Consider the following 23087-nt stretch of genomic DNA (forward strand, 5'->3'; position numbering starts at 1 on the left):
TGCAGCCCCAACGTCCGATCAACGACGCCATGATCATCCTCGAACGGAACGGCCTCGTCCTGCTGGCCGAACGAGCCAACACCGGCTACAGCGACGGCCTGCTCAATCTCCCCAGCGGGAAGGTCGACGTGGACGAGGACGTGATCTCGGCAGCGATCCGCGAAGCCCGAGAGGAGGTGGGCGTGGAAGTTCACCGAGAGGCCGTTCGGGTTGTCCATGTCATGCACTACCGCAACCCAGAGGGAGAGGCGCGCGTCGGCTGGTTCCTCGCCGCCTCCGAGTGGAACGGCGAACCGTACAACGCCGAACCCCACAAGTGCGCCGGTGTCGGGTGGTACCCACTCAACGATCTTCCGGAGAACACCCAGCCCTACAACGAGGCCGGGATCAGCCGGTATCTGAAAGGCGAACCATTCTCCGTGGTGGGCTGGTAGCCGGCCTGAAACACGAAAGGCGCCCTCCCCGATCTGGGGGAGGGGCTTCTTTGCGTTCAGGGTCAGGTGGTTTACCTGGCCTGGAGTGACGTGAGCAAGGTGCGTTTGCCGTAATGGGTCTGGGCTGGCGGGAACTGGCCGTTGTCGGATGGCGGGCAAGCTGCCAAGCTCAGCGTCGAGGCTGGTGGCATCAGCGGCGTCGGCACCGATCTTCACGGGGGGACCAGAATGAAACGGAACCTGAGGCAACGTGTGGTGCGGACTGTTGTGGCCGGCGCCCTGGCCGTCGGCGGGCTCGCGCTGACGACCGGACCCGCCCACGCGGGCACCGGGGACTACCCGGTCACCCTGAAGACGACCCACCATGTGGGGCTGTACTGGTCACCCTGGACGGCCAACAAGGACATCCACCGGGACCTTGCCCCCGGGGATTTTGTGAATGTCCGCTGCTGGACGGTTGGTGAGGACATCGCCCAGCAAGGCGACGTTTGGTATTACATCAACACCGAGTACTACTACGGGTCTATCGGTCGGCAATACTTCAACGACTATGTGTATGGCGCATATGTCGACAACTATGATCTGTGGCACGCGCGAGGCAGCAACGGCCTCCCCCAGTGCTGAGGGACTGACTTCAGATGCCCCTCCCCGAAACGGGGAGGGGCATCGTTGCGTTGGGGGGGGGGTCAGAGGCGGACGATCCGCGTGGTCGTGCGGACGACGGGTGTTCGTCCCTGTGTCAGATCTTGCCGAGCGGGGTGTCCGGGTCGGCCAGGGCCTTCGGGTCCACCGTCCGGCCGGAGCGCACGAGTTCGCGGATCGGGTCGGTGACGTCCCAGACGTTGACGTTCATGCCCGCCAGGACCCGGCCGGCGGCCAGCCAGAAGGCGATGAACTCCCGGGTGGCCGGGTCGCCGCGGAACACCACCTGGTCGTAGCCGTCCGGTTCGACGTAGCCGACGTATTCCATACCAACGTCGTACTGGTCGCTGAAGAAGTACGGGATTCGGTCGTACACCGCGTCCGGGTGCCCGAGCATCGCGCGGGCGGCGGTCTGCGGCTGGTTGACGGCGTTGGCCCAGTGTTCGACCCGCAGGTGCATGTCGAACAGCGGGTGGTAGGCGTTGGCGACGTCGCCGGCCGCGTAGACGTCCGGGTCCGAAGTGCGCAGCTGCTGGTCGGTCTTGATGCCGTTGTCGATCTCCAGTCCGGCGGCCTCGGCCAGGCCGGTCGTGGGGGTGATGCCGATGCCGACCACCACCGCGTCGGCCGGCACCGTGGTGCCGTCGCCCAGCCGCACCCCGCTCACCGTGCCGCCGGAGCCGGTCAGTTCGGTGACCTCGACGCCGAACCGCAGCTGGACGCCGTGGTCGCGGTGCAGATCGGCGAAGACCTGCGCCACCTCCCGGCCCAGCACCCGCAGCAGCGGCAGTTCGGCGGCCTCCAGCACCGTCACCTCGGCGCCGGCCTCCCGGGCCGCGGCCGCCACCTCCAAGCCGATCCAGCCCGCGCCGATCACCGCGACCCGGGCGCCCGGGCGCAGCACGGCCTTGATCCGGTCGCTGTCCTCGACCCGGCGCAGGTAGAGCACGCCGTCCTGGTCGGCGCCCGGCACCGGCAGCCGGCGTGGGGTCGAGCCGGTGGTGAGCAGCAGTTTGGCGTACTCGATCTGGCCGTCGTCGGTGAGTGTCACGGTGTGTCCGGCCGGGTCGATCGCGGCCACCGCCGTGCCCAGTCGCAGCGTGACGTCCTGCTCCCCGTACCACTGCGGCGGGTGGACGTAGATCTTCTCCCGGGGCGTCTTGCCGAGCAGGTACCCCTTCGACAGCGGCGGCCGCTCGTACGGGCGTTCGTGTTCGTCGCCGATCAGGACGATGCCGCCCCGGTACCCGGCCTCGCGCAGTGCCTGGGCGGCCTTCGCGCCGCCCAGGGACGCCCCGACGATCACGATCGGCCGCTCGCGCCCGCCGCCCTCCGCCGTTCCCGCTGTTCCCGCCGTGCCCGTGCCCATGCTGAACTCCTCGCTCTCCGGCCGGAATCAGGGGCCAGCCTGCCGCCGTCCGGGTGGCGTGTCGAGGCCGTGCCGGGCGCGCCGCGCCATGCTCCCCCGTACGGGTGAACGCGAACCGGTACGGGCGCGGTCAAGGAACCCGCTACGGGGTCATCGCCTCCCGGACCAGCGCGGTGTCGGCGAACTGCTCGAAGCGGACGATCCGGCCGCCGCGCACCGTGAAGTGGTGGGCGACCCGCACCGCGAGCGGCTTTCCGGTGATCTTGTGGACGGCCGTGTAGCGGGCCAGCACCACCACGTTCTCGCCGTCGACCACGTAGGTGTCGTCGTGTGCCGTCCAGTTCTCCCAGGCGGCGGACAGGCGCTCCATGACGTTGGCGGTGACGCCCTTCGGGGTGCGGTAGGTGCCGGCCAGTGGGAAGCCGGCCATCTCGGTCCACTCCACGTCGTCGGCGAGCGTGGCGCGCAGGGCGGCCAGGTCGCCGTGGGCGGAGGCCAGGTACTGGCGGCGGACCACGTCGGCCGGGGCGGAGGACTCGGCGAACGAGGCGGTGTCCCTCGGGATCTCGATCATCGTCGCTCAGCCCCAGGCCATCTCGCCCATGGCGACCTTGGTGCCGAGGTCGACGGCGATCTTCAGCCCCAGGTCGGGGAAGCGCCGTTCCAGCGCCTCCTTCGCGGCGGCGGCGTCCGGGGCCCGGCCGATCTCGGTCTCGAAGGCGCGCAGGTAGTCCCGGGTGTGGCGGACGGAGGTGAGGTCGGTGGCCGCGCCGGCGGTGCGGTGGCCGGCCGCGACGAACTGCGGTTCGAGCGCCTCGATCCCGTCCAACAGGTCGATCCAGGCGGCGCGTTGGGCCTGTTCGGGGGTGTCGGCCGTCCACACGTGCAGGCCCTCGAAGAGCAGCACGCCGCCGAGTACGGCGTGGTGGTGGTGCTGCCAGAGGTAGTGCCGGTCGGGCAGGTGGAAGTCGGCGCCGCGCAGCTCGAACCGGTGCCCCTCGAAGACGAGTTCGTCCCCGTGCAGCACCTCGGGGCGGACCAGCCGGGTGGGCAGCTCGGGGCCGAGGTGGGCCCAGGCCTTGAGCTTGCCCTCGAACGTCTCCTGGATGTGCTCGACGGTGGAGGCGGTGGCCAGGAACCGTGCCTCCGGGAAGGCGTCCTGGACCTCCTGGGCGCCGAAGTAGAAGTCCGGGTCCCCGTGGCTGACGAAGACCGCGGCCAGCCGCTTGCCGGCGGCGCGGATCCGCTCCACCAGCCGGCGGCCGTCGGAGCGGGTGAACCCGGCGTCCACCAGCAGGGCGTCCTGCGGGCCGGTGACCAGGACGGAGGTCTTGTTGAGCGAGCTGTCGGGGCTGTCGATGATCTCGAAGTCGAGAGCACTCATGGGTCTGTTGTCCTTCCTCCTGCCGGGCACGCCTCGCCGCCAGCATCGGCCTTGCGGGTGCGCTCCGCATCCGGAGGAGGGGCGGGGGTGGGACCGGGCCCGATCCGACCCGCGCCGTGGGCGTCACGCCCTCGGGGCCAGTCGCAGCACCGCCAGCGCCCCCAGCAGCGTCGCCCCGGCCAGCACCGGCCACAGCACCCCCGGACCGGCCGCCAGCAGCGCCATCAGCGTCGCCGGCGCCGCCGCCCGGCCCACGCCCGAGGAGAGCTCCCAGCGTGCCAGCGCCCGCCCCAGCAGGTGTGGTGGGGCGGCGGCCGTCACCAGGGCCGTCCCCGCACCGGTGTAGAGGATCTCGCCCAGCGTGAACACCACCGAGACCGCCGCGGCGCCCGCCGCGCCCGCCGTGCCGCCCAGCGACCCGACCGCCCAGTACCCCAGGTAGGCCAGGGCCAGCGTCACCCCCGAGGCGGCCAGCACGGCCCGCCGCGAACGGTCCGCGAGCCGCAGCACCAGCACCAGCTGCAGCGCGACCACCAGCACGGTGTTGCCCACGAACACTCCCGACGACCACGCCGGGGAGGCGTGCAGGTGCAGCACCAGCAGCGCCGGCAGCGCCACCTCCAGCACGTCGAAGCAGAACGCGTACGGCAGGTTGGCGAGGCTCAGCAGGCTGATCCGCCGCAGCGACTCGCCCTGCTCCCGCACGTCCACCGCCCGGTCGGCGGCCCGGTGTGGCGCGCGCACCCGCAGCGACAGCACCAGCGCGGCGGCGGCCAGGCAGGCCGCGCCCGTCGCCCCGGCCAGCACCCGGATCGCGCCCGCCCCGCCGGTCACCACCAGCGTGGCCAGCAGCGCCCCCGCGCCCAGCCCCGCGTTGCGCAGCGACCGCCCGGCCGCCAGCGCGGCGTCCCGCAGCCGGCCCTCGGTCAGCGTGCTGACCACCGCCGCGTGCGTGGTCGGCCAGGACTGGCTGCCCACCCCGATCAGCACCGACGCCGCCACGAACCCCGGCAGGCCGTCCGCGACCAGCAGCGCCAGCGCGCCCGCCGCCCGCACCGCCAAGGTGGCCGCCGCCGGGAGGGTCCGGGCGCCGCGGTCGATCCACCGGCCGGTCAGCGGCATCACCAGCAGGCCCGCCACCATCCCCGCCGACATCGCCAGCCCCGCCGCCGCCGCGCCCAGGTGCAGCACCCCGATCCCGTACAGCAGCAGGAACGGCCGCAGCAGGCCGGAGCCCACCGCGTCCACCACCAGCGCGGCCGCGTACCGGGGCCCGCCCGCGGCGGTCAGCAGCCGCAGCAGCGTGAACGGGCCCCGGCGGCTCGCACCGATCGGCGGGGCCTGCGGCCGGCCGTCGCGGGCGGCGGCGTGGTCATGGACGGTGGTGTGATCGCGGGCGGCGGCGTGGTCATGGACGGTGGTGTGATCGCGGGCGGCGGCGTGGTCATGGACGGACTTCTCCTGGATCAGGCTCATGGCCGGTACCGTCCGCCCTGCCCGGCCCGCCGGGCACGTCGATTGACGCTAACCGTCAATCGACGCGGGAGCGGATCCGGGCGGGTGGCAGGATCGCCGTCGTGAGTGAACCGATCATCAAGGGGCGCGGGTGGGCGGACGCCCCTGCCGGGAGGAGCACGGCGGGCGCATGAGCGTGACCATCGACATCACCGGCCTGCCCGACGAGCGCCTGCTCTTCACGCCGTCCCCGCTGGGCGAGCTGACCGCGATGCTGGACGTCCTCGCCGAGCCTGCGCACCACCCCGCGCTGCACGGCTGGGCGTCCAGCACCGCCGCGACGATCCCGCCGGTGCTGTCCGAGCGGCTGCTGGAGGCCGACTTCCTCTGGCGCTCCTCCCGCGCCGACTTCCTCGTCCCCGGCCTGCCCGGCGCCACCCTGGCCGCCGAGCTCGACGCCGTCGACCGGATGGACGACGAGCTGTACGTCGCCGCCGCCCTCGTCACCACCTGCGGCTCCTCCCGGCCGGCCCGCCGGACGCCCTCCCCGCTCACCGACCCGGTGGCCAACGAGCGGGCCCGCGAACTCGCGCTCGCCCGGGGCCCCCGACAGGCCGCCTTCGCGGACCGGCTGCTCGCCGACCCGCCCGCCGTCCGGGCCCTCGTCCGGCGGATGCTGGAGGACTGCGAGTCGGCGTTCTTCGCCGACGCCTGGCAGCGCGTCCTGCCCGCCCTGGCCGCCGACGCCCGGCGCAAGGCCGACCTGCTGGCCCGGCGCGGCCCCGCCGAGGCACTGGCCGCGGTCTCACCCTCCGTCACCCTCGACCAGGGCGCCGACGGGCGGCGGCGGATCGTCGTCGACAAGCTCCAGGACAACGCCACCAGCGGCACCGACGGCGGCGGCGTCACCCTCATCCCCACCGCCTTCGGCCGGCCCCACCTCGTGGTGGTGTACACCCCCGGCTGGCGTCCCGTCCTCCAGTACCCCGTCGCCGAGACGGGCATCCCCGAACCCGTCTCGCCGGCCCTCGTCCAGCAGCGGCTGGAAGCCCTCGCCCACCCCGTCCGGCTGCGCCTGGCCCGCACCATGGCCCGCGGCGCGCACACCACCGGCGAACTCGCCACCGCCTGGCAGCTCAGCGCGCCCGAGGTGTCCCGGCACCTGGCCGTCCTGCGCAAGGCGGGGCTGCTCATCACCCAGCGGCGCGGGCGGTACATGCTCTACCAGCTCGACCTTCCGGGCAGCGCCCGGCTCGGCTCGGACTTCCTGGAGGCGTTGCTGCGGTGACCGGTGTCGTGGTGACCGGCGGGCCGGCGAACCGGCAACAGGTGAGCGGGAACAGCGGGGGAGCGGAACGCGTTCGTCCGGGCATGACCGACGACGCCTCACCCCGCATCCTGCGCTACGCCGCCTTCACCACCCGCCCCGAGGGCGGCAACCCGGCGGGCGTCGTACTCGACGCCGCAGGCCTGACCGACGAGCGGATGCTCGCCATCGCCGCCGAGCTCGGCTACTCCGAGACGGCCTTCCTGACCGCGGGAGCGGCCGAAGGCGCCTACGGAGTCCGGTACTTCAGCCCGCTCACCGAGGTGCCGTTCTGCGGCCACGCCACGGTCGCCTCCGCCGTCGCGCTCGCCGCCCGCACCGGCCCCGGGCACTACGTCTTCACGACGGCCGCGGGCGAAGTCCCCGTCCAGGTCGACCAGGACGCGGAGGGCGTCCTGCGCGCCACCCTGACCAGCGTCGAGCCGCAGGTGGAGGACGTGACCGACGCCGACGTCGACGAGGTCCTCGCCCTGCTCGGCTGGGCCCGCACCGACCTCGACCCGGCCCTGCCGCCCCGGATCGCCTACGCCGGCGCCCGCCACCTCGTCCTCGCCGCCGCCACCCGCGACCGCCTGGCCCGCCTCGACTACGACTTCGACGGCCTCGCCGCCTACACCCGGGCCCGCGACCTGGTGACCCTCCAACTCGTCTGGCGCGAGGCCCGGGACGTCTTCCACGTCCGCAACCCCTTCCCGGTCGGCGGCGTCGTCGAGGACCCGGCCACCGGCGCGGCCGCGGCCGCCTTCGGCGCCTACCTGCGGGAGCAGGGCGCGGCGGCGGCCCCGACTGTGTTGACCCTCCACCAGGGCGAGGACCTGGGCCGCCCGGGCGTGCTCCACGTCGAACTGCGGACGGCGGACAGCCGGATCCGGGTGTCCGGCGCGGCGGTGGCGATCCCGTAGCGCGAACGCGATCGGCCCGGTCCCGGCCCGGTCCCGGCCCTGGGCGCCCGGAAATTCGCTCGCATACGGGGCCCGGGTGGGCGAAGCTGCCCGGATGCAGCGAGCGAACGAACGCACCGTCACGGTCCATCTCACCCACGGGGCCGAGTACTTCGGCCCCGTGGGCCCGTTCGAGGCGGCGGGCGGGTGGTGGTCGTCGGTGGACGGGGTGGGGGCGCGGGCGGCCGAACTCGCCGGGGTGCCGGTGCTGGTGCTGCGGCTGGTGGAGGGGCGGAGCGAGCAGGGCGGGCGCGGCGGCCACGGCGGGCAGGTGTGCTACCACGCCGAGGCGCTGGAGCGGCCGACGGCAGTCGATGCCCGGCCGCTGGACGCCGGGACGGCCGCGCTGCTCGGCCCCGCCGAGCGCCGCGCGGCCTGGGCCACGCCGGCCGGGCTGGGGGAGGCGCTGGCCTGGGCGGAGGCGGAGCTGGCCGGGGCCGGCCGTCCGGTCGCGGGCCCGGCGCGGCAGATCCGGACGTGGAACCTGTCGGGCCTCGTCCGCCTCCCGACGGCCACCGGCCGCGACGCCTGGCTGAAGACCACGACGCCCGCCTTCAACGCCCGGGAGGGCGAGGTGATCGCGCTGCTCGGCAGCGTCGACCCGGGGCTCGTGCCGCCGGTGCTGGCCGCCGACCCGGCGGGCGGGCGGCTGCTGCTGGACCACGTGCCCGGCGAGGACTGCTGGTCGCCGTCGCTCGACACCGTCGAGGAGGTGGTGCCCCGGCTGGTCGCCGCCCAGGCGGCGCTGGCCGCCGACGGGCGCGCGGCGACGGCCGGGCTGCGCGACCGGACGCCCCGCACCCTGCTCGCCCAGGCGCAGGCGCTGCTGGACCGGCTCCCCGGCGAGACCGACCTGACGCCCGGGGAACTGGCCGGCGTCCGTCGACTGGTCGCCGAACTGCCAGCGCTGCTGGAGGAGTTGGCGGCCTGCGGCCTCCCCGAGACCCTGGTGCACGGCGACTTCCACCCCGGCAACTGGCGCTCCGACGGCGAGCGTCCGGTGGTCGTCGACTACGCCGACTCCTGCCTCGGCCACCCCGCCCTGGACGGGCTGCGCCCGCGCGCCTACCTCGCGCCGGAGCGCTGGCAGCACCTCGTCGAGGTCTGGCTGAAGGCCTGGAGCGAGCACGCGCCCGGATCCCGGCCGTGGCGCGCGCTGGAGCTGGTCGAGCCGCTCTACCACCTGTCCTACGCGCTGCGCTACCAGGAGTTCCTGGACCACATCGAGGAGAGCGAACGCCCGTACCACGCGGGCGACCCGGCCGCCGAGCTGCGCGCGGCGCTGGCCTGCGGCGTTCCCGACCTCACGGGTCAGAACACCTAGGGCGCGCAGGCGGGGGTTCGAGGACGCGCCCTAGACTGCCGGGGTGGATCGGACGACGCCAGGCCCCGTGCTCCCGGAGCTGCCGCTCCAGGAACTGGAGTGCTTCTCCGTCCTGGTGCGCCAGTTGCACTTCGGGCGGACGGCGCAGCTCCTGGGCGTCTCGCAGGGCCGGGTCTCCCAGCTGATCAAGCGGCTGGAGGGCCGGGTCGGCGCCCCGGTGTTCGAACGGATCAGCCGACGGGTCGAGTTGACCGAGCTGGGGCGCGAGCTGGCCGAGCAGGTGGTGCCCGCCGTCGACCGGCTCCGGGAGGGCTTCGAGGCGGCCCGCGCCCGGGCCGCCTCGACGGACCGGCCGCTGCGCTTGGGGTTCCAGTGCGCCGTGTACGAGCCGGTGGCCAGGGCGATCGCGGGCCTTCCGGAGGGCGCGGCCCAGCTCGTCGAACTGTCCTGGGGGGATCCGTTCTCCCACCTGGGCCGGGGCGAGATCGACCTGGCCATCGTGTTGTCCCCGTGCCGGGAGGACGGCCTGCGGGTGCTGCTGGAGTTCTCGCGGCAGCCGATGTACGTCGCCCTCTCCGCCGGGCACCGCCTGGCCGGGGCGGCGAGCGTGTCCGCGGACGAGCTGGCCGGGCTGGCGCTGATCGAACCGCGGGGGCCCGCCCCGGACTACTGGCGCCGGGCGAACGCCCCGCGGCAGGCGCCGGACGGGCGGGAGCTGGCCTACCCGGCGGGCGCGGCCACCCTCCAGGAGGGGCTGTCGACGGTGGCCAGCACCCGCCTGGGGCTGCTGCTGTGCGAGGCGAGCACGGCGTACGTCCAGCGGCCGGACATCCGCTATCTGCCGGTGCCGGGCCTGGAGCCGTCCACGCTGCTGGTGGTGCAGGGCGAGCGGCGGCCGCACCCGCTGGCCGGGGCCTTCGTGCGGGCGCTCACCGCCGTGGGCGCGTGACGGCGGCGAGCAGCAGTCCGGCCGCCGTGATCAGCGCCGCCGTGAGGAGCACGGCGTGGGTCCCGGCCCGGTCGATGACCAGCCCGCCGGCGAGCGAGCCCAGCGCGATGCTCGCGTTGAACACGCCCGCCCACAGCGCCGCCGAGGCCTCGATCCGGGCGGGGTCGGCGATCCGGACCCAGGTCTGGGTGGAGATCGAGACCCCGCCGTACGAGGCGCCCCAGACGACGAGCGCGATCAGCACCGCCACCACGTTCCCGGTGAGGAACGGCAGGAGGGCGGTGGCGAGTGCGACGCCCGCGAGGGCGGTGGCCACGGTCGCCTTGGGGTGCCGGCCGGCCAGTGGGCCGAGGGTGAAGTTCCCGGCGACGCCGGCCAGTCCGTAGACCAGCAGGCAGGCGGCGATGACGCCGCTGCTCAGGCCTGCGTCGATTTCGAGCACCGGCCGTACGTACGTGTAGCCGGTGAAGTGGCCGAGCACGACCAGCGCCGTGACGGCGAGTCCGGCGGCGACGCCCCGGCTGCGCAGCGCGTCCGCGATCCGGTCGAGCCGGCCGCGCTCGTGGACGGGGAGGGCGGGGAGCGTGCGGGCGAGGACGGCGGCGGACACCGCGCCGAGCAGGGCGAGGGCCCAGAACGCGGAGCGCCAGCCGAGCAGCGCCGCGAGGTAGGTGCCGAGGGGGACGCCGAGCACCGAGGCGATGGAGACGCCGGAGAAGATCAGCGTGGTGGCGATCGCGACCCGCGGCCCGTCGGCGAGGCGTGGGCCCAACCCCGCGGTGATGCCCCACACGACGCCCATCGCGAGGCCGAGCAGGACGCGGGCGGCGGCCAGCACGGGGTAGCTGGGGGCGAGCGCGGTGAGCGCGTTGGCCAGCGACAGCAGCAGCATGAAGGCGATCAGCACGTGCTTGCGGTCCCGGAGCCCGATGAGGGCGGGAACGAACGGGGACAGGACGGCGGCGAGGAGCCCGGTGATGGTCAGGGAGAGCCCGGTGACGCCGTCGGAGACGCCGAGGGTCTTCGAGACGGGGGTCAGCAGCCCCACGGGCATCATCTCGGCGGAGACCACGGTGAAGGTGGCGAGAGCCACGGCGGTGATCGGTGCCCAGCGGGGCGGGCTGCCGGGGGCGGCCGGGGGCGCGAGGGTGTCGGCGTCGGTCATGGGGCCAGCCCATCAGCCGCGCCGAGGACGGAACAAGATCGATGAGCTCATCCGTCGATTAGCCCGGCTCATCGATCCGGGAACGCCCCCGGCGCCGCCCGCCGTGGTGCGGCAGGCGGCGCCGGGGCGCGGTCACTCCGCCGGGGCGATCCGGTAGCCGCCCGCGGCCGAGTAGAGGGTCAGCGCCTCGACCGGGCAGAAGTCGACCGCGTCGGCCAGTGCCTCCGTCAGCTCGGCGCCGTCGGCCGCGTAGTCGGCCACCGGCTCGGCCAGCCCGTCGGCGCCGAGCGCCAGCGAGCCGGGGGCGCTCAGGGCGCACATCCCGGAGCCGATGCAGCGGTCCCGGTCGACCCGGACCACCACCGCGTCGGCACCCGTCCCCGGCGTGGCCGTCACCAGGCGACCTGGAGGGCCTCGGGGCTGCGGGTGAGCAGGCCCCGCCGCCAGTCGATCTCCTCGACCGGCCCGGTCAGGCGCAGCGAGGGCAGCCGGCGGGCCAGGCGGTGCAGGGCGAGTTCGAGCTCCATCCGGGCCAGCCAGGCGCCCAGGCAGTGGTGCGGCCCGGCGCCGAAGGTCAGCATCGGCGCGGCCAGCGGGGAGAACAGCTCGGTGAGCAGGTCCCCGGTGAAGACCGTCGGGTCCTGGTTGGCGGCGACGGTGTCGGCGGCGACGACGCTGCCCGCCGGGATGACCACCCCGCCGATCTCGACGTCCTCGATGGTGCGGCGCAGCAGGCCGGGCAGGTGCTGGCCGTCGCCGAGCGGGACGGCGCGCAGGATCTGCTCGGTCGCGGCGGTCGCGCTGGCCTCGTCGGAGGCGAGCCGCTGCCAGGCCTCGCGGTCCTCGGTGAGCAGGTAGACCAGCGCGTTGCCGAGGCTGGTCATGGTGGTCTCGTGGCCGGCCACGACGAGGCCGATGACCAGCGTGACCAACTGCTCCTCGGCGATCGAACCGTCCTCGGCCGCGGCCGCCAGCAGGCTGCTGACCAGGTCCTCGCCGGGGTCGGCGCGGCGTTCGGCGATCACCGCGGCGCCGAAGCCGGTGAACTCGGCCATGGCGGTGGCGATCTCCTCGGCCGTGTAGGCGGTGGCCGAGAGCGCGTGGTCGCTCCAGTGCGAGAGCTTCTTGCCGTCCAGGTTGTCGAGCCCCATCAGCCGGGTGATCACCTGGACCGGCAGCTTGCGGCTGTAGCCGGCCACGATGTCGGCGGGGGAGCCGTGGTCGATCATCTCGTCGATCAGGGCCTCGACCACCGAGGCGACCCAGGGCCGCCAGCGGGCGATGGCGCGCGGCGTGAAGGCCCGCTGCACGGTGCGGCGCAGCCGCTGGTGCTCGGTGCCGTCGATGTTCAGCAGGCCCTGCGGGCTGTCGAGGATGTTCGGGATGACGGCGATCGGCGGCGCGTCCGGCGCGTACAGCGGGGCGCGGCCCAGGCGCGGGTCGGTCAGCACCTGCCGCACGTCCGCGTGGCGGCTGACCAGCCAGACGGGCGTGCCGGTCGGCAGCGCGGCGAGCCGGGGCGGGCCGGGCTCCAGGCGGCGCAGGCAGTGCATCGGGATGAGCGGGACGGTGCCGGTTCCGGCACCGGTCGCACTGTTCTCGGCGGACATCCGTACTCCAGACTCCAGGGCGGGGGGCCGTACGTGACGGCCCGACGGGGGGTGGAACCGGGATGGTGCGGGGACGGGTGGGGCGGGCCGGCGGGCGGCTCGGCCCGGGCCGGGTTCGGCGGACCGGGACGAACGGCGGATCGGGTGGGACGGCGGACCGGGACGAACGGCGGATCGGGTGGGACGGCAGATCGGGACGAACGGCGGATCAGGTGGGACGAACGGCGGATCGAAGGCGGAAGCGAAGGCGAACGCGGACCGGAACGGGGGATGGCGCGAATCGTGCGACGGCGTACGGTCGGTACGCCTCGGCGCGGACGGCGCGCGGTGGCGCACCGTCGGGTGGGGCGGATGTGCTGAGCGTGGTCGCGTGGACCGCTTCTGCTACGACCGTACGTGGGCGGCGGTGCGCGCGTCAGCGGCACTTCCAGCCAACGGCGCTCCTTTCCGGGCACTTCGAGGCACGCTGACGGGCGCTCGGCGCCGCCCGCGCGCCCTGCCCTGCGGGCCGCGCCGGGGGGTCCGGCGGATATCTCGACGGCATATGACGCCTTTGCGGCCGGTGCGGTGAGCCGGATCACCGGGCCCGCCCCGTCGGCGCCCGTCGCTACGGGCGCTACGCTTCGTGGGCAGTCGTTTGTCGCAGGTCACGCCGGTGCAGAGCCGCATCGGCCGACGGAGGTGGAATCGGATGGCCCAGCAGGTCAAGGCAGTCATCGCGCGCGCCAAGGGCGCGCCCGTGGAGGTGACCACGATCGTGGTGCCGGACCCGGGGCCGGGCGAGGCGGTGGTCAAAATCCAGGCCTGCGGGGTCTGCCACACCGACCTCCACTACCGCGAGGGCGGCATCAACGACGAGTTCCCGTTCCTGCTCGGGCACGAGGCGGCGGGCGTCGTCGAGTCGGTCGGCGAGGGCGTCACCGAGGTCGAGCCGGGCGACTTCGTCGTCCTCAACTGGCGTGCGGTGTGCGGCCAGTGTCGCGCCTGCCGGCGCGGCCGCGCGCAGTACTGCTTCAACACCCACAACGCCGAGCAGAAGATGACGCTGCTGGACGGCACCGAGCTGTCCCCGGCGCTGGGGATCGGCGCGTTCGCCGAGAAGACCCTCGTCGCGGCCGGCCAGTGCACCAAGGTCGACCCGGCGGTCTCGCCGGCCGTCGCCGGCCTGCTGGGCTGCGGTGTGATGGCGGGCATCGGCGCCGCCATCAACACCGGGGGCGTCGGCCGCGGCGACTCGGTCGCGGTGATCGGCTGCGGTGGCGTCGGCGGCGCGGCCGTGATGGGCTCGCGGCTGGCGGGCGCGTCGAAGATCATCGCCGTCGACATCGACGACCGCAAGCTGGAGACGGCCCGCAGGCTCGGCGCCACCCACACCGTCAACTCCCGCAGCACCGACCCGGTCGAGGCGATCCGGGAGCTGACCGGCGGCAACGGCGCGGACGTGGTGGTCGAGGCGGTCGGCCGCCCGGAGACGTACAAGCAGGCCTTCTACGCCCGCGACCTGGCCGGCACCGTCGTCCTGGTCGGCGTGCCCACGCCGGAGATGACGCTGGAGCTGCCGCTGCTCGACGTGTTCGGCCGCGGCGGCGCGCTGAAGTCCTCCTGGTACGGCGACTGCCTGCCCTCGCGGGACTTCCCGATGCTGATCGACCTCCACCTCCAGGGCCGCCTGGACCTCGGGGCGTTCGTCACCGAGACCATCGAACTCGACGCGGTGGAGCAGGCGTTCGAGCGCATGCACCAGGGCGACGTGCTCCGTTCGGTCGTGGTCCTGTGAACGCGCGGATCGACCGGCTGGTGACGGCCGGGACCTTCGAACTCGACGGCGGCAGCTGGGAGGTGGAGAACAACGTCTGGATCGTCGGCGACGACGAGCAGGCGGTGGTGATCGACGCCGCGCACGACGCCGACGCGATCGAGGCCGCGCTCGGCGGGCGCAGGCTGCTGGCGATCGTCTCCACCCACGCGCACAACGACCACATCGACGCCGCCCCGGCCCTCGCGGCCCGCACCGGCGCGCCGATCCTGCTGCACCCGGACGACCTGCCGCTGTGGAAGCTCACCCACCCCGAGCGCCTCCCGGACGGCGAACTCGCCGACGGGCAGCGGATCGAGGTCGCCGGCACCGAGCTGACCGTCCTGCACACCCCGGGCCACGCCCCGGGCGCGGTCTGCCTGTACGCGCCGGAGCTCGGCACCGTCTTCACCGGCGACACCCTGTTCCACGGGGGCCCGGGCGCGACCGGCCGGTCGTTCTCGCACTTCCCGACGATCATCGACTCGATCCGCGAGCGGCTGCTGTCGCTCCCGGCCGAGACGGTGGTCCGCACCGGCCACGGCGACCCGACCACCATCGGCGCCGAGGCCCCGGCCCTGCCGGACTGGATCGCCCGCGGGCACTGACCGCGAACGGCCCCCGGAGCACGCCGCGTGCTCCGGGGGCCGTAGCATCGCGATCATGGCCCATGATCCCCGCGACCTCGACGACGCCTTCCTCGCCTTCTGGCGCGAGCGTCACATCGCCACCCTGACCACCGCTCGCCCGGACGGCTCGCCGCACGTGGTGCCGGTCGGCGTGACGTACCAGCCGGAGACCGGGACGGCCCGGGTGATCACCAGCCGCACCAGCCGCAAGGCGCGCAACGTGGCGGCGGCCGGCCCGCAGGGCCTGCGGGTCGCGGTCTGCCAGGTGGACCGGGCCCGCTGGTCGACCCTGGAGGGCGTGGCCGTCCTCCGGGACGAGCCGGAGCAGGTCGCCGACGCCGAGCGGCGCTACACCGAGCGCTACCGCGAACCCCGGGCGAACCCGGACCGGGTGGTCATCGAGATCGCCGTCGACCGCGTCCTCGGCCGGCCCTGAGAGCCCTGCTCCCGGGCTTCCTCACGCGTGGCTCGCGCCCATCCTGAGCGCGAGCTCGCGGGCGTGGTCGGCCGCCGCCGGGCCCCGGCCGGCGTCGGGCGCCTCGGAGAGGAAGACGAGCGCCAGCATCAGCGCGGCGTCCAGCCGGCCCACGACCAGGCACGGATCGTCGTCGGCCGGGGCGGTCGCCGTCCTCGCGTACCCGCTGCGGACCGCCGCCGGGTCGAGGCCGTTCTCCGGGTACCGGGCGTACTCGACGAGCCGGCCGAACTCCACGGCCGGGGGCCCGAGCAGGGCGTTCGACCAGTCCAGCAGGGCGACCGCCCGCCCCTGGTGGCGGCGGATGTTGTCGCTGCGCACGTCGAGGTGCAGCAGGCTGTCCTCGGTGCAGCCGGTGAGGTGGCCGGCGACCAGGGAAGCGGCCGGCGGCTCGGGCCAGTCGTCGACGCGGCGGCCGATCTCGGCCCAGCGGCGCCCGATGCGTGCGGCGATCGCCGCCGCCGTGCCGGTTCCCTCCGCCGCGACGGGCCTCAGCTGCGGCGGCGGCACCCGGTGGAGCCGCGCGAGGAGGTGACCCAGCTCGAAGGAGTCGAGGTCCGAGCCGTCGTCGGGGACGTAGGCGGACAGCAGCACGTCGGGGGCGGCCGGGTCGTCCGCCAGGACGAGCTCCCTCGGCTGCGCGACCGGCAGGCCGTGGGCGGCCAGGTGCTTCGCGATGACGTACTCCTGCCGGAGCAGGGTCCGAGTGTCCACGTGGGGGTCGTTGGCGTTCGACTCGAACCGCTGGCGTGCGAGCCGCACCGCGACGGGCTGGCCGTCCCGCGCCTGCGCCCGGAACACGGAGAACTCCAGGCCCTTGCCGACGAGTTCCAGGCCGCTCAGGCCCCACCGCTCGGCCAGGTCGTCCAACGCGGCGAATCGCTCACTCATGTGCACCTTCGGGGTTTCGCGGTCGCAGGTCGGCCTGCGTCTTTCACCACCAGTGTGAAGGCGCCGGGCGGGCACGTCAGGCGTTCACCGGAGATGGCGCGGGATGACGCGGGATGGCGCAGGTGCGGCCCCTGCCCGGCTCAGCCCCGGTTGTGGTCGCCGGCCGCGCCGTCGAGGAGTTCGCGCAGGATGTCCACGTGGCCCGCGTGCCGCGTGGTCTCCGTCACCATGTGGATGAGCACCCAGCGCAGCGAGACGGCGTCGCCGAACCAGGCCTTGCCCAGATCGTCGAGGTCGAGTTCGCCGATCACCTGGTCGGCGGCGGCGCGGGCGCGGGCGTAGAACGCCAGGACGTCCTCGGTGGACTCGTGCGGCTCCACCCTCATGTCGGAGGTCTCGTCGGCCTCCAGGTCGAAGGGCAGGGGCCCCGTCTCGCGGCCGAACGCCTCGCAGAACCAGCCCAGCTCGGCACCCCCCAGGTGCTTGACCAGGCCCAGCAGGTTCGTCCCCGACGGGGTCATCGGCCGCCGCAGCTGCTCGTCGTCCAGGCCGTCGAGCTTCCACAGCACCGCGTCGCGGTGCCGGTCGAGGGCGACGTGCAGACTGTCCTTCTCAGCACCGGTGAACGGTACGCGCTTCATCATGGGCGGACCGTACCAGCCGTCACCGACAGTGCCGCCGGGCCGGTGGCCGGGCCCCGTCCGGTCACGCCTGCGCGCGGAACGGGGCCGTCCGTCCGGGGTGGCGCCGCGTCAGGCGGAGCGGTGGTAGGAGGTGAGCGAGATCCGGACCGGGCCGTCGTCGGCGGCCGTGGCGAGGATGCGGACGATGGCGATGTCCTGGCCGCCCTGGGCGCGGACGCAGAAGCTGCGGTCGGTGCGCAGGGCGTTGAAGGGCAGGGTGGAGACCGGTTGGGTCTCGACGCCCTTGACGCAGTCGGGGAGGGTGAGCCGGCCGGTCGGCGCGACGTAGGCGTCGCTGTCCTCGGGGATGTAGAACTCGCCGGCGTGGCGGCCCAGGTACCAGGTGGAGGCGTCCTGGGCGGTGACCTTCCCGGCCTTGAGGTCGAACTCGTAGCTGGGGTCGGGGGAGGTGAGTTCGAGGTTGGTGTGGACGGCGGTGTACCCGGGGGCCGTCGTGGCGGCGGTGGTGGCCGGGGCGGTGGCGGACGGGGCGGTGGCGGCGCCGGCGGACGGGGCGAGGCCGGCGGCGACGTTCTGGTCGTCGAGGTCGTCGAGGTACTCGGGATCGAGCAGGACGAACGCGGCCGCGGCGCCGACGAGGAGGGCGGCGGTGGTCAGGAGCACAGTGCGGGTGCGGGTGTGCCGGCGGGCGGGGGCGGCGGGCTCGGGTCTGTCGGGGGCCGGTTGCAGCCGGGTGGGCGACGGGGCGGGGAGGCCGAGCCTGGTCGGGGCGTCGGCCGCGGCCCGGGCCGGGGAGAGGACGGTGGCGGGCGGGGCGGGTGTGGCGGGCGTGGTCGGCAGGTCGCTGTGGCGGCGGATCGCGCTGCTGACCTGCTGGGGCAGCCAGTCGTCGGAGAAGCGGAGTTCGCCGCCGGTGGCGGGGTGCCGGCGGGCGGCCTCGATCAGCTGGGCGGTGCCCGGCCGGTCCTCGGGGCGCTTGGCCAGGCAGTGCCGGACCAGTTCGTGCAGTCCGGGCGGCAGGTGGGAGAGGTCGGGCTCCTCGTGCACCGCCCGGTACAGCGAGGCGGGCTCGGGCCCGTCGCCGAAGGGGGGAGTGCCGGAGCCGACGTAGGCGATCAGGGCACCCAGCGCGAAGACGTCGGTGGCCGGGGCGGCGGACAGGCCGAGGGCCTGTTCGGGGGCCATGAAGCCGGGCGAGCCGATCCGCAGGCCGATGCCGGTGAGCGGGCTGGCGTCGGCGGCCCGGGCGATGCCGAAGTCGATGACGCGGGGGCCGTCGGCGGCGACGAGGACGTTGCCGGGCTTGAGGTCGCGGTGGACGACGCCCGCCGCGTGGATCGCCTGGAGGGCCTCGGCGATGCCGGCGAGGAGCAGCAGGACGGTCCGTTCGGGCAGCGGTCCGTAGTGGTGGACGACCTGCTGGAGGGAGGGGCCGGGCACGAAGGTGGTGGCCAGCCAGGGAGTGGCGGCGTCGGTGCCCGCGTCGACCACCTGGGCGGTGTAGAGGCCGTGGATGCGCCGGGCGCTGGCGACCTCCTGGGCGAAGCGGTGCCGGAACTCGGGGTCCTCGGCGAGTTCGGGCCGGACGACCTTGAGCGCGACCGGCCGCCCGCCGGGGGTGTAGGCCAGGTAGACGAGGCCCATGCCGCCCGCGCCGAGCCGCGCGCAGAGGCGGTAGCCGCCGACCTCGCGGGGGTCGTCCGGGGACAGCGCCTGGAACGCCGTGGGCGACGGGGCGCCGAAGGGCTCTGCGGTCATGCTGGCTCCCAGCGGGTCGTGCGGGTGGGACGGGGGAGTGGCGGAGCGGGGCAAGGCAAGGCAGGACGGGGCAAGGCAGGACGGGGCAAGGCGCGGGCGCGGCGGGCGGTCGGGCCGGGGCCCGGGCGGACGCCGGCGTCGTGAAGCGCACCGGATCGTACCCCGACTGGGATTTCAGTCAGGAACAGGGTCCTCCGATCGGCCGGTGCCCCCTCCGGGTAAGGTGGTTCCTTGTGGCTGACCGTCGAACCTTGATCATGGAAGCGGCTGCGCGGGTCATCGCCCGGCGCGGCGTCCGCGGGCTGCGCGTGGAGGAACTGGCGGCGGAGGCGGGTGTGTCCACCGCGCTGATCTACTACCACTTCAAGGACCGCGCGGGGATCCTCCGCGCGACGCTGGAGTTCATCAACGACCGGGCCGAGCGCTACACGACGGAGCGCGCGGCGGACGCGCCGCCGCTGGACGCCCGGGGCGAGCTGGAACAGACGCTGCTGCTGGAGCTCCAGGACACCCCCGAGGTACGGGAGAACAGCACGGCCTGGGGCGAGCTGCGGGCGAGTGCGGTGTTCGACCCCGAGCTGCGGGAGGACCTGGCCCGGGCCACCCTCGTCTGGGTCCAGGAGGTCGCGGAGCTGCTCGGGCAGGTGCGGCCGATGAACGGGGCCGCCGCCCTGGCGGCCTCGGCCGAGCGGCTGACCGCGCTGCTGGAGGGGCTGAGTGTCCGTTGGCTCAGCGGCAGCCTGCCGGTGGCGCACGCGCGCGAGCTGATGGCCGGCGCGATCGAGGCCGAAGTGGAGCGACTGCGCGGGTAGCGCGCGTCGCGTTCCGGCCCCGGGCGAGGCGGCCCGGGGCCCTTTTCCCGTGTCGGGGTCGGCCGGGCAGTTCCATGATCTGGAGCTTGACTGAAAATTCAGTCAATGTCAGAGTTGCGGCTGCGGGGCCACCGGTCACTCGGTGGGCAATACTTGATTTGGAGATCCGTCATGAGCAGCACCCACGGTGACAACCGCTCCCTGTTCGACCGCCTCTTCGGGGCCCCGACCCCGCCCCCGCACCAGGCGGAGCACGGGCTGCCGTACGCCGGCGAGGCCGGGCTCCCGCAGTGGTGGGTGGACCGCGACGACGTCCCGCACGCCCGCACCTGGATGTCCTGGCCGTCCCGCAAGTCCGTCTGGGGCCGGCAGCTGGCGGGTGTCCAGCAGGACATCGCGCTCATCGCCCGGACCATCGCCCGCTTCGAGCCGGTGGTCATGTGCGCCCCGGACGACTACAGCGTCCGGGAGGCCCAGTCCCTGTGCGGACCCGCCGTCACCGTGACGGACGCCGTCCCCACCGACGACCTCTGGATGCGGGACACCGCCCCGGTGTTCCGGCGCGACGGCTACGGCCGGCTCGACGCCGTCGGCCTCAACTTCAACGGCTGGGGCGGCAAGCAGACCCACCGGGACGACGCCGAGGTCGCGCGCGGCATCGCCGAGATGCTCCGACTCCCCTTCTCCTACGCGGAGTTCGTCGGCGAGGGCGGCTCGGTCGAGACCGACGGCGACGGCACCCTGATGGCCACCGAGAGCAGCCTGGTCAACAAGAACCGCAACCGGGGCATGAGCCGGGACGAGATCGAGGAGGCCGTCCTGGAGGTGTACGGCGCGGACAAGATGATCTGGGTCCCCGGGATCAAGGGCCAGGACATCACCGACGACCACATCGACGTCACCTCCCGGTTCGTCCGGCCGGGCGTCGTCCTGGTGCAACTGCCCCCGGCGGACCGCCACGACGTCTGGGCCCGGGACGCCCGGGAGCAGTTCGACATCCTCTCCCGGGCCACCGACGCCAGGGGCCGCCGGCTCCAGGTGATCCGGGTGGACGGCCCCGACACCGTCCGGTCGCGCGACTCGAAGTTCGTCGACTCGTACCTGAACTTCCACGTCGTCAACGGGGGCGTGATCGCCGCCCAGTTCGGCGACGTGTACAAGGACGAGGCCGCCCGGCGCACCCTCGCCGAGGCCTTCCCCGGGCGCGAGGTCGTCCAGCTCGACGTCGACCGCCTGATGGCCGGGGGCGGCGGCATCCACTGCTCCACGATGCAGGAACCGCTGCCTTAGGGCCTGTCCGGTCGACCGGGCCCAGCAGATCCTGAAGACGCGCCCTAGGCGCGCCAGCCCGCGATCTCCGTGCCGATCGCCTCGCCGAGCAGGCTGCGCGCGCGGTCGAGCGACAGGGAGCCGCTCAGCCAGCGGATGCTGAGGCCTTCCAGGAGCGCGGTGAGGCGTTCGGCGGAGGCGGCGTGCGCGGGCGCGGTGCCGAACGGGTGGGCGCGGCCGAGCAGGCCGGCGATCTCGTGCACCCAGGTGTGGGTGGCCCTGGCCAGGTCCTCGCGGAGGCGGGACTCGAAGACCGCGCTCGCCCGCAACTCGCCCCAGGCGGTGCTGTTCTCGCGGACCTCGGTGGAGTCCTGGAGTTCCAGCAGCAGGGCCTGGGCCAGTTCGCTCCAGGGGTCGTCCGTGGGCGCCCCGGGCTCCGGTTCGGCGGTGTAGCGGTCGGCCCGTTCGCCGATGAACTCCAGGGTCTCGCGGAGGATCCCGGCGCGGTCGGTGAAGTGGTAGTAGATGAGCGAGGTCGACACCCCGGCCTCGGCGGCCAGTTCCCCCACCCGCAGTCCGCGTACGCCGCGTCGCGCGATGAGTCTCGTGGCCGCTCTCAGTATTTCTGTTCGACGGTCTGGCATGGTGGTCCACTGTACTCGAAATATTGACTGAACTTTCAGTCCAGATCGGGAGGCGCCCACCCCGCCCTCCCGGCCCGGCGGATCGCCCGATTCGCCCGATCGGCGCCGCGCGGGCTCGCCGACGGACCCGCCGGCCACCCCTACTGTCGGATATCGCCCGCTTCGGGGTGGAATCCGTGTCGACGAGGGGACCTGCCATGAGAGAACCCGCCCTGTCCCGCCGGGCCGTGCTGCGCTCCGGGGCGGCCGCGGCCGTGGTCGCGATGGTGGAAGGCTGCGGTTCGTCGGGGGCCTCGTCCCCGAAGGACGAGCCGACCACGGCCGCCGGCACGGGCACGGGCGGAGCCGCGAGCGCCGCCGCGTCGTACGCCATGCCGGCCGAGTGGCGCCCCCACACCAGGACGTTCATGGCCTGGCCGGCCCTCGATTCGGTGTGGGGCGACCAACTGCCCGCCGTCCGCCAGGACATCGCGCACGTCGCGCAGGCTGTCGCCCGGTTCGAACCCGTGGTGCTGATGGCCCGCCCGGACCAGAGCGCCGCGGCCCGGCAGCTGTGCGGCTCCAGCGTCGAGGTCCTCGACCTGGCGGTGGACGACCTGTGGGCCCGCGACACCGGCCCGACCTTCGTCACCGGCCCGGCAGGACTGGCCGGCGTCGACCTCAACTTCAACGGCTGGGGCGGCAAACAGACCCACGACAACGACGCCAAGGTCGCCCGGTACCTCCTCGACCACTACAGGATCCGGCGCATCCAGGCGCCGATCACCGGCGAGGGCGGCGCGATCGAGGTCGACGGCGAGGGCACCCTGATGGCCACCGAGAGCTCGTGGGTCAACGCGAACCGCAACCCGGGCACGAGCCGCGACCAGATCGAGGGGGCCCTGAAGGAGCTGTTCGGCGTCCAGAAGGTCATCTGGTTCGCCGGCGTGGCCGGGCAGGACATCACCGACTGCCACATCGACGCCCTGGCCCGGTTCGCGGAGCCGGGCGTGGTCGTCATCCACCGCCCCGGCCCGGACACCCCGCCGGACATCTGGTCCCGCGCCTCCGACCAGGCCTTGCAGGTGCTCGGCTCCACCACCGACGCCAAGGGCCGCAAGCCGCGGATCGTGGAACTCGCCGAACCCGACCTCACCGGGCAGCCGGACCGGGGCAAGGATTTCCTGGCCACCTACCTCAACTACTACGTCGTCAACGGGGCCGTGATCATGCCCCAGTTCGGGGACAAGGCCTCCGACGACCGGGCGGCGGGCGTGCTGGCCGACCTCCACCCCGGCCGCGAGATCGTCCCGGTGAGCATCAACGCCATCGCGGCCGGCGGTGGCGGCATCCACTGCTCGACCCAGCAGCAGCCCGAGGCCGCCGCCGGGGCCTCCGGCGGCTCCTCGGGCCCGGCCTGACCGATCGGCCGGGTCTGAGTGGCCGGGCCTGACCGATCGGCCGGGCCTGACCGGCTGTGGGGGGCCGCAACCCAAAAACAAGGCGGGGCGGGGTGGCGAAGCGGGCAGCTCCCCGCCGGTCCGCCCCGGAGCGGCCTACTGTCCCGTCGGAGGTGGTTTGCCGCCCAACC

23 protein-coding genes are annotated in these 23087 nt (G+C 74.1%); 12 read left to right on the forward strand and 11 right to left on the reverse strand.

What is annotated here, in order from left to right; genetic code table 11:
• Positions 1 to 29: 29 nt before the first annotated feature.
• Both ACFVX9_RS21705 and ACFVX9_RS21710 read left to right on the forward strand, forming a co-directional pair.
• On the forward strand, positions 30 to 434 hold the full coding sequence (locus ACFVX9_RS21705; protein ID WP_363373676.1) for an NUDIX domain-containing protein: 405 nt from the start codon (positions 30 to 32) through the stop codon (positions 432 to 434).
• Between the two features lie 228 nt (positions 435 to 662).
• Positions 663 to 1058: a hypothetical protein gene (locus ACFVX9_RS21710; protein ID WP_380370053.1), complete on the forward strand. Its 396-nt coding sequence runs from the start codon at positions 663 to 665 to the stop codon at positions 1056 to 1058.
• 115 nt (positions 1059 to 1173) lie between these two features.
• Here the strand turns inward: ACFVX9_RS21710 and ACFVX9_RS21715 are convergent, their stop codons facing one another.
• The 4 genes from ACFVX9_RS21715 to ACFVX9_RS21730 form a co-directional block, all read right to left on the reverse strand.
• Positions 1174 to 2445 carry an NAD(P)/FAD-dependent oxidoreductase gene (locus ACFVX9_RS21715; protein WP_380370051.1) on the reverse strand — a complete coding sequence of 424 codons (1272 nt, stop codon included), beginning with the start codon at positions 2443 to 2445 and terminating at the stop codon, positions 1174 to 1176.
• 142 nt (positions 2446 to 2587) lie between these two features.
• A complete protein-coding gene (locus tag ACFVX9_RS21720; protein ID WP_350879555.1) occupies positions 2588 to 3019 on the reverse strand; it encodes a nuclear transport factor 2 family protein in 432 nt (143 codons plus the stop codon).
• Between the two features lie 6 nt (positions 3020 to 3025).
• Positions 3026 to 3829, reverse strand: coding sequence for an MBL fold metallo-hydrolase (locus ACFVX9_RS21725; protein WP_380481786.1), 804 nt, complete (start codon positions 3827 to 3829; stop codon positions 3026 to 3028).
• Between the two features lie 123 nt (positions 3830 to 3952).
• Entirely contained in the window at positions 3953 to 5305 is a 1353-nt protein-coding gene (locus ACFVX9_RS21730) for an MFS transporter (protein ID WP_387983054.1), read from the reverse strand.
• 169 nt (positions 5306 to 5474) lie between these two features.
• Between ACFVX9_RS21730 and ACFVX9_RS21735 the strand changes: the two genes are divergently transcribed.
• The 4 genes from ACFVX9_RS21735 (at position 5475) to ACFVX9_RS21750 (ending at position 9825) form a co-directional block, all read left to right on the forward strand.
• A complete protein-coding gene (locus ACFVX9_RS21735) occupies positions 5475 to 6572 on the forward strand; it encodes a DUF5937 family protein (RefSeq protein WP_387983055.1) in 1098 nt (365 codons plus the stop codon).
• Positions 6573 to 6655: 83 nt separating this feature from the next.
• Positions 6656 to 7513 carry a PhzF family phenazine biosynthesis protein gene (locus tag ACFVX9_RS21740; RefSeq protein WP_063350528.1) on the forward strand — a complete coding sequence of 286 codons (858 nt, stop codon included), beginning with the start codon at positions 6656 to 6658 and terminating at the stop codon, positions 7511 to 7513.
• A 94-nt stretch (positions 7514 to 7607) separates the two neighbouring features.
• The gene (locus ACFVX9_RS21745) at positions 7608 to 8876 is read left to right on the forward strand and encodes a phosphotransferase family protein (RefSeq protein WP_387983056.1); all 1269 of its coding nucleotides are present in this window, start codon (positions 7608 to 7610) and stop codon (positions 8874 to 8876) included.
• A gap of 43 nt (positions 8877 to 8919) precedes the next feature.
• Positions 8920 to 9825 (forward strand): LysR family transcriptional regulator, encoded by a 906-nt coding sequence (locus ACFVX9_RS21750; RefSeq protein ID WP_387983058.1) that lies wholly within the window; start codon positions 8920 to 8922, stop codon positions 9823 to 9825.
• Here ACFVX9_RS21750 and ACFVX9_RS21755 read toward each other — a convergent pair.
• The 3 genes from ACFVX9_RS21755 to ACFVX9_RS21765 form a co-directional block, all read right to left on the reverse strand.
• Complete coding sequence (locus ACFVX9_RS21755) at positions 9806 to 10990, reverse strand: MFS transporter (RefSeq protein ID WP_387983059.1); 1185 nt, start codon at positions 10988 to 10990, stop codon at positions 9806 to 9808. The genes ACFVX9_RS21750 and ACFVX9_RS21755 overlap by 20 nt on opposite strands.
• Before the next feature lie 132 nt (positions 10991 to 11122).
• Entirely contained in the window at positions 11123 to 11386 is a 264-nt protein-coding gene (locus ACFVX9_RS21760) for a ferredoxin (protein WP_079136117.1), read from the reverse strand.
• Positions 11383 to 12600, reverse strand: coding sequence for a cytochrome P450 (locus ACFVX9_RS21765; RefSeq protein WP_387983060.1), 1218 nt, complete (start codon positions 12598 to 12600; stop codon positions 11383 to 11385). Before ACFVX9_RS21765 ends, ACFVX9_RS21760 begins: the two co-directional genes overlap by 4 nt.
• Positions 12601 to 13291: 691 nt before the next feature.
• Here ACFVX9_RS21765 and ACFVX9_RS21770 point away from each other — a divergent pair.
• From ACFVX9_RS21770 to ACFVX9_RS21780, 3 genes are read left to right on the forward strand one after another with little or no spacing between them, the layout of a single operon-like run.
• Positions 13292 to 14377: an S-(hydroxymethyl)mycothiol dehydrogenase gene (locus tag ACFVX9_RS21770; protein WP_380370031.1), complete on the forward strand. Its 1086-nt coding sequence runs from the start codon at positions 13292 to 13294 to the stop codon at positions 14375 to 14377.
• Positions 14374 to 15003 carry an MBL fold metallo-hydrolase gene (locus ACFVX9_RS21775; RefSeq protein ID WP_063350533.1) on the forward strand — a complete coding sequence of 210 codons (630 nt, stop codon included), beginning with the start codon at positions 14374 to 14376 and terminating at the stop codon, positions 15001 to 15003. Before ACFVX9_RS21770 ends, ACFVX9_RS21775 begins: the two co-directional genes overlap by 4 nt.
• A gap of 55 nt (positions 15004 to 15058) precedes the next feature.
• Entirely contained in the window at positions 15059 to 15460 is a 402-nt protein-coding gene (locus tag ACFVX9_RS21780) for a pyridoxamine 5'-phosphate oxidase family protein (RefSeq protein ID WP_387983063.1), read from the forward strand.
• Positions 15461 to 15481: 21 nt separating this feature from the next.
• Here the strand turns inward: ACFVX9_RS21780 and ACFVX9_RS21785 are convergent, their stop codons facing one another.
• The 3 genes from ACFVX9_RS21785 to ACFVX9_RS21795 all read right to left on the reverse strand — a co-directional run bounded on the left by ACFVX9_RS21785 (position 15482) and on the right by ACFVX9_RS21795 (position 18792).
• Positions 15482 to 16390: a phosphotransferase family protein gene (locus tag ACFVX9_RS21785; protein ID WP_387983064.1), complete on the reverse strand. Its 909-nt coding sequence runs from the start codon at positions 16388 to 16390 to the stop codon at positions 15482 to 15484.
• A 140-nt stretch (positions 16391 to 16530) separates the two neighbouring features.
• A complete protein-coding gene (locus ACFVX9_RS21790) occupies positions 16531 to 17034 on the reverse strand; it encodes a DinB family protein (RefSeq protein ID WP_380370024.1) in 504 nt (167 codons plus the stop codon).
• Positions 17035 to 17142: 108 nt separating this feature from the next.
• A complete protein-coding gene (locus tag ACFVX9_RS21795; protein ID WP_387983066.1) occupies positions 17143 to 18792 on the reverse strand; it encodes a serine/threonine-protein kinase in 1650 nt (549 codons plus the stop codon).
• Between the two features lie 257 nt (positions 18793 to 19049).
• Between ACFVX9_RS21795 and ACFVX9_RS21800 the strand changes: the two genes are divergently transcribed.
• Together ACFVX9_RS21800 and ACFVX9_RS21805 are read left to right on the forward strand one after the other, a co-directional pair.
• A complete protein-coding gene (locus ACFVX9_RS21800; protein ID WP_063350538.1) occupies positions 19050 to 19604 on the forward strand; it encodes a TetR/AcrR family transcriptional regulator in 555 nt (184 codons plus the stop codon).
• 171 nt (positions 19605 to 19775) lie between these two features.
• Positions 19776 to 20894 carry an agmatine/peptidylarginine deiminase gene (locus ACFVX9_RS21805; protein ID WP_387983068.1) on the forward strand — a complete coding sequence of 373 codons (1119 nt, stop codon included), beginning with the start codon at positions 19776 to 19778 and terminating at the stop codon, positions 20892 to 20894.
• A 44-nt stretch (positions 20895 to 20938) separates the two neighbouring features.
• Here the strand turns inward: ACFVX9_RS21805 and ACFVX9_RS21810 are convergent, their stop codons facing one another.
• Entirely contained in the window at positions 20939 to 21517 is a 579-nt protein-coding gene (locus ACFVX9_RS21810; protein ID WP_380370016.1) for a TetR/AcrR family transcriptional regulator, read from the reverse strand.
• Positions 21518 to 21714: 197 nt separating this feature from the next.
• Between ACFVX9_RS21810 and ACFVX9_RS21815 the strand changes: the two genes are divergently transcribed.
• On the forward strand, positions 21715 to 22917 hold the full coding sequence (locus ACFVX9_RS21815) for an agmatine deiminase family protein (RefSeq protein WP_063350540.1): 1203 nt from the start codon (positions 21715 to 21717) through the stop codon (positions 22915 to 22917).
• Positions 22918 to 23087 lie beyond the last annotated feature (170 nt).

The organism is Kitasatospora sp. NPDC058243, from assembly GCF_042882025.1.
Taxonomy (GTDB): domain Bacteria; phylum Actinomycetota; class Actinomycetes; order Streptomycetales; family Streptomycetaceae; genus Kitasatospora.

Coding starts and splice junctions, on each gene's coding strand:
- ACFVX9_RS21740 (WP_063350528.1), top strand. CDS start 6,656: ATGACCGACGACGCCTCACCCCGCATCCTGCGCTACGCCGCCTTCACC.
- ACFVX9_RS21790 (WP_380370024.1), bottom strand. CDS start 17,034: ATGATGAAGCGCGTACCGTTCACCGGTGCTGAGAAGGACAGTCTGCAC.
- ACFVX9_RS21725 (WP_380481786.1), bottom strand. CDS start 3,829: ATGAGTGCTCTCGACTTCGAGATCATCGACAGCCCCGACAGCTCGCTC.
- ACFVX9_RS21805 (WP_387983068.1), top strand. CDS start 19,776: ATGAGCAGCACCCACGGTGACAACCGCTCCCTGTTCGACCGCCTCTTC.
- ACFVX9_RS21815 (WP_063350540.1), top strand. CDS start 21,715: ATGAGAGAACCCGCCCTGTCCCGCCGGGCCGTGCTGCGCTCCGGGGCG.
- ACFVX9_RS21720 (WP_350879555.1), bottom strand. CDS start 3,019: ATGATCGAGATCCCGAGGGACACCGCCTCGTTCGCCGAGTCCTCCGCC.
- ACFVX9_RS21785 (WP_387983064.1), bottom strand. CDS start 16,390: ATGAGTGAGCGATTCGCCGCGTTGGACGACCTGGCCGAGCGGTGGGGC.
- ACFVX9_RS21705 (WP_363373676.1), top strand. CDS start 30: ATGATCATCCTCGAACGGAACGGCCTCGTCCTGCTGGCCGAACGAGCC.
- ACFVX9_RS21710 (WP_380370053.1), top strand. CDS start 663: ATGAAACGGAACCTGAGGCAACGTGTGGTGCGGACTGTTGTGGCCGGC.
- ACFVX9_RS21765 (WP_387983060.1), bottom strand. CDS start 12,600: ATGTCCGCCGAGAACAGTGCGACCGGTGCCGGAACCGGCACCGTCCCG.
- ACFVX9_RS21795 (WP_387983066.1), bottom strand. CDS start 18,792: ATGACCGCAGAGCCCTTCGGCGCCCCGTCGCCCACGGCGTTCCAGGCG.
- ACFVX9_RS21745 (WP_387983056.1), top strand. CDS start 7,608: ATGCAGCGAGCGAACGAACGCACCGTCACGGTCCATCTCACCCACGGG.
- ACFVX9_RS21770 (WP_380370031.1), top strand. CDS start 13,292: ATGGCCCAGCAGGTCAAGGCAGTCATCGCGCGCGCCAAGGGCGCGCCC.
- ACFVX9_RS21730 (WP_387983054.1), bottom strand. CDS start 5,305: ATGAGCCTGATCCAGGAGAAGTCCGTCCATGACCACGCCGCCGCCCGC.
- ACFVX9_RS21735 (WP_387983055.1), top strand. CDS start 5,475: ATGAGCGTGACCATCGACATCACCGGCCTGCCCGACGAGCGCCTGCTC.
- ACFVX9_RS21755 (WP_387983059.1), bottom strand. CDS start 10,990: ATGACCGACGCCGACACCCTCGCGCCCCCGGCCGCCCCCGGCAGCCCG.
- ACFVX9_RS21800 (WP_063350538.1), top strand. CDS start 19,050: ATGGAAGCGGCTGCGCGGGTCATCGCCCGGCGCGGCGTCCGCGGGCTG.
- ACFVX9_RS21780 (WP_387983063.1), top strand. CDS start 15,059: ATGGCCCATGATCCCCGCGACCTCGACGACGCCTTCCTCGCCTTCTGG.
- ACFVX9_RS21810 (WP_380370016.1), bottom strand. CDS start 21,517: ATGCCAGACCGTCGAACAGAAATACTGAGAGCGGCCACGAGACTCATC.
- ACFVX9_RS21715 (WP_380370051.1), bottom strand. CDS start 2,445: ATGGGCACGGGCACGGCGGGAACAGCGGGAACGGCGGAGGGCGGCGGG.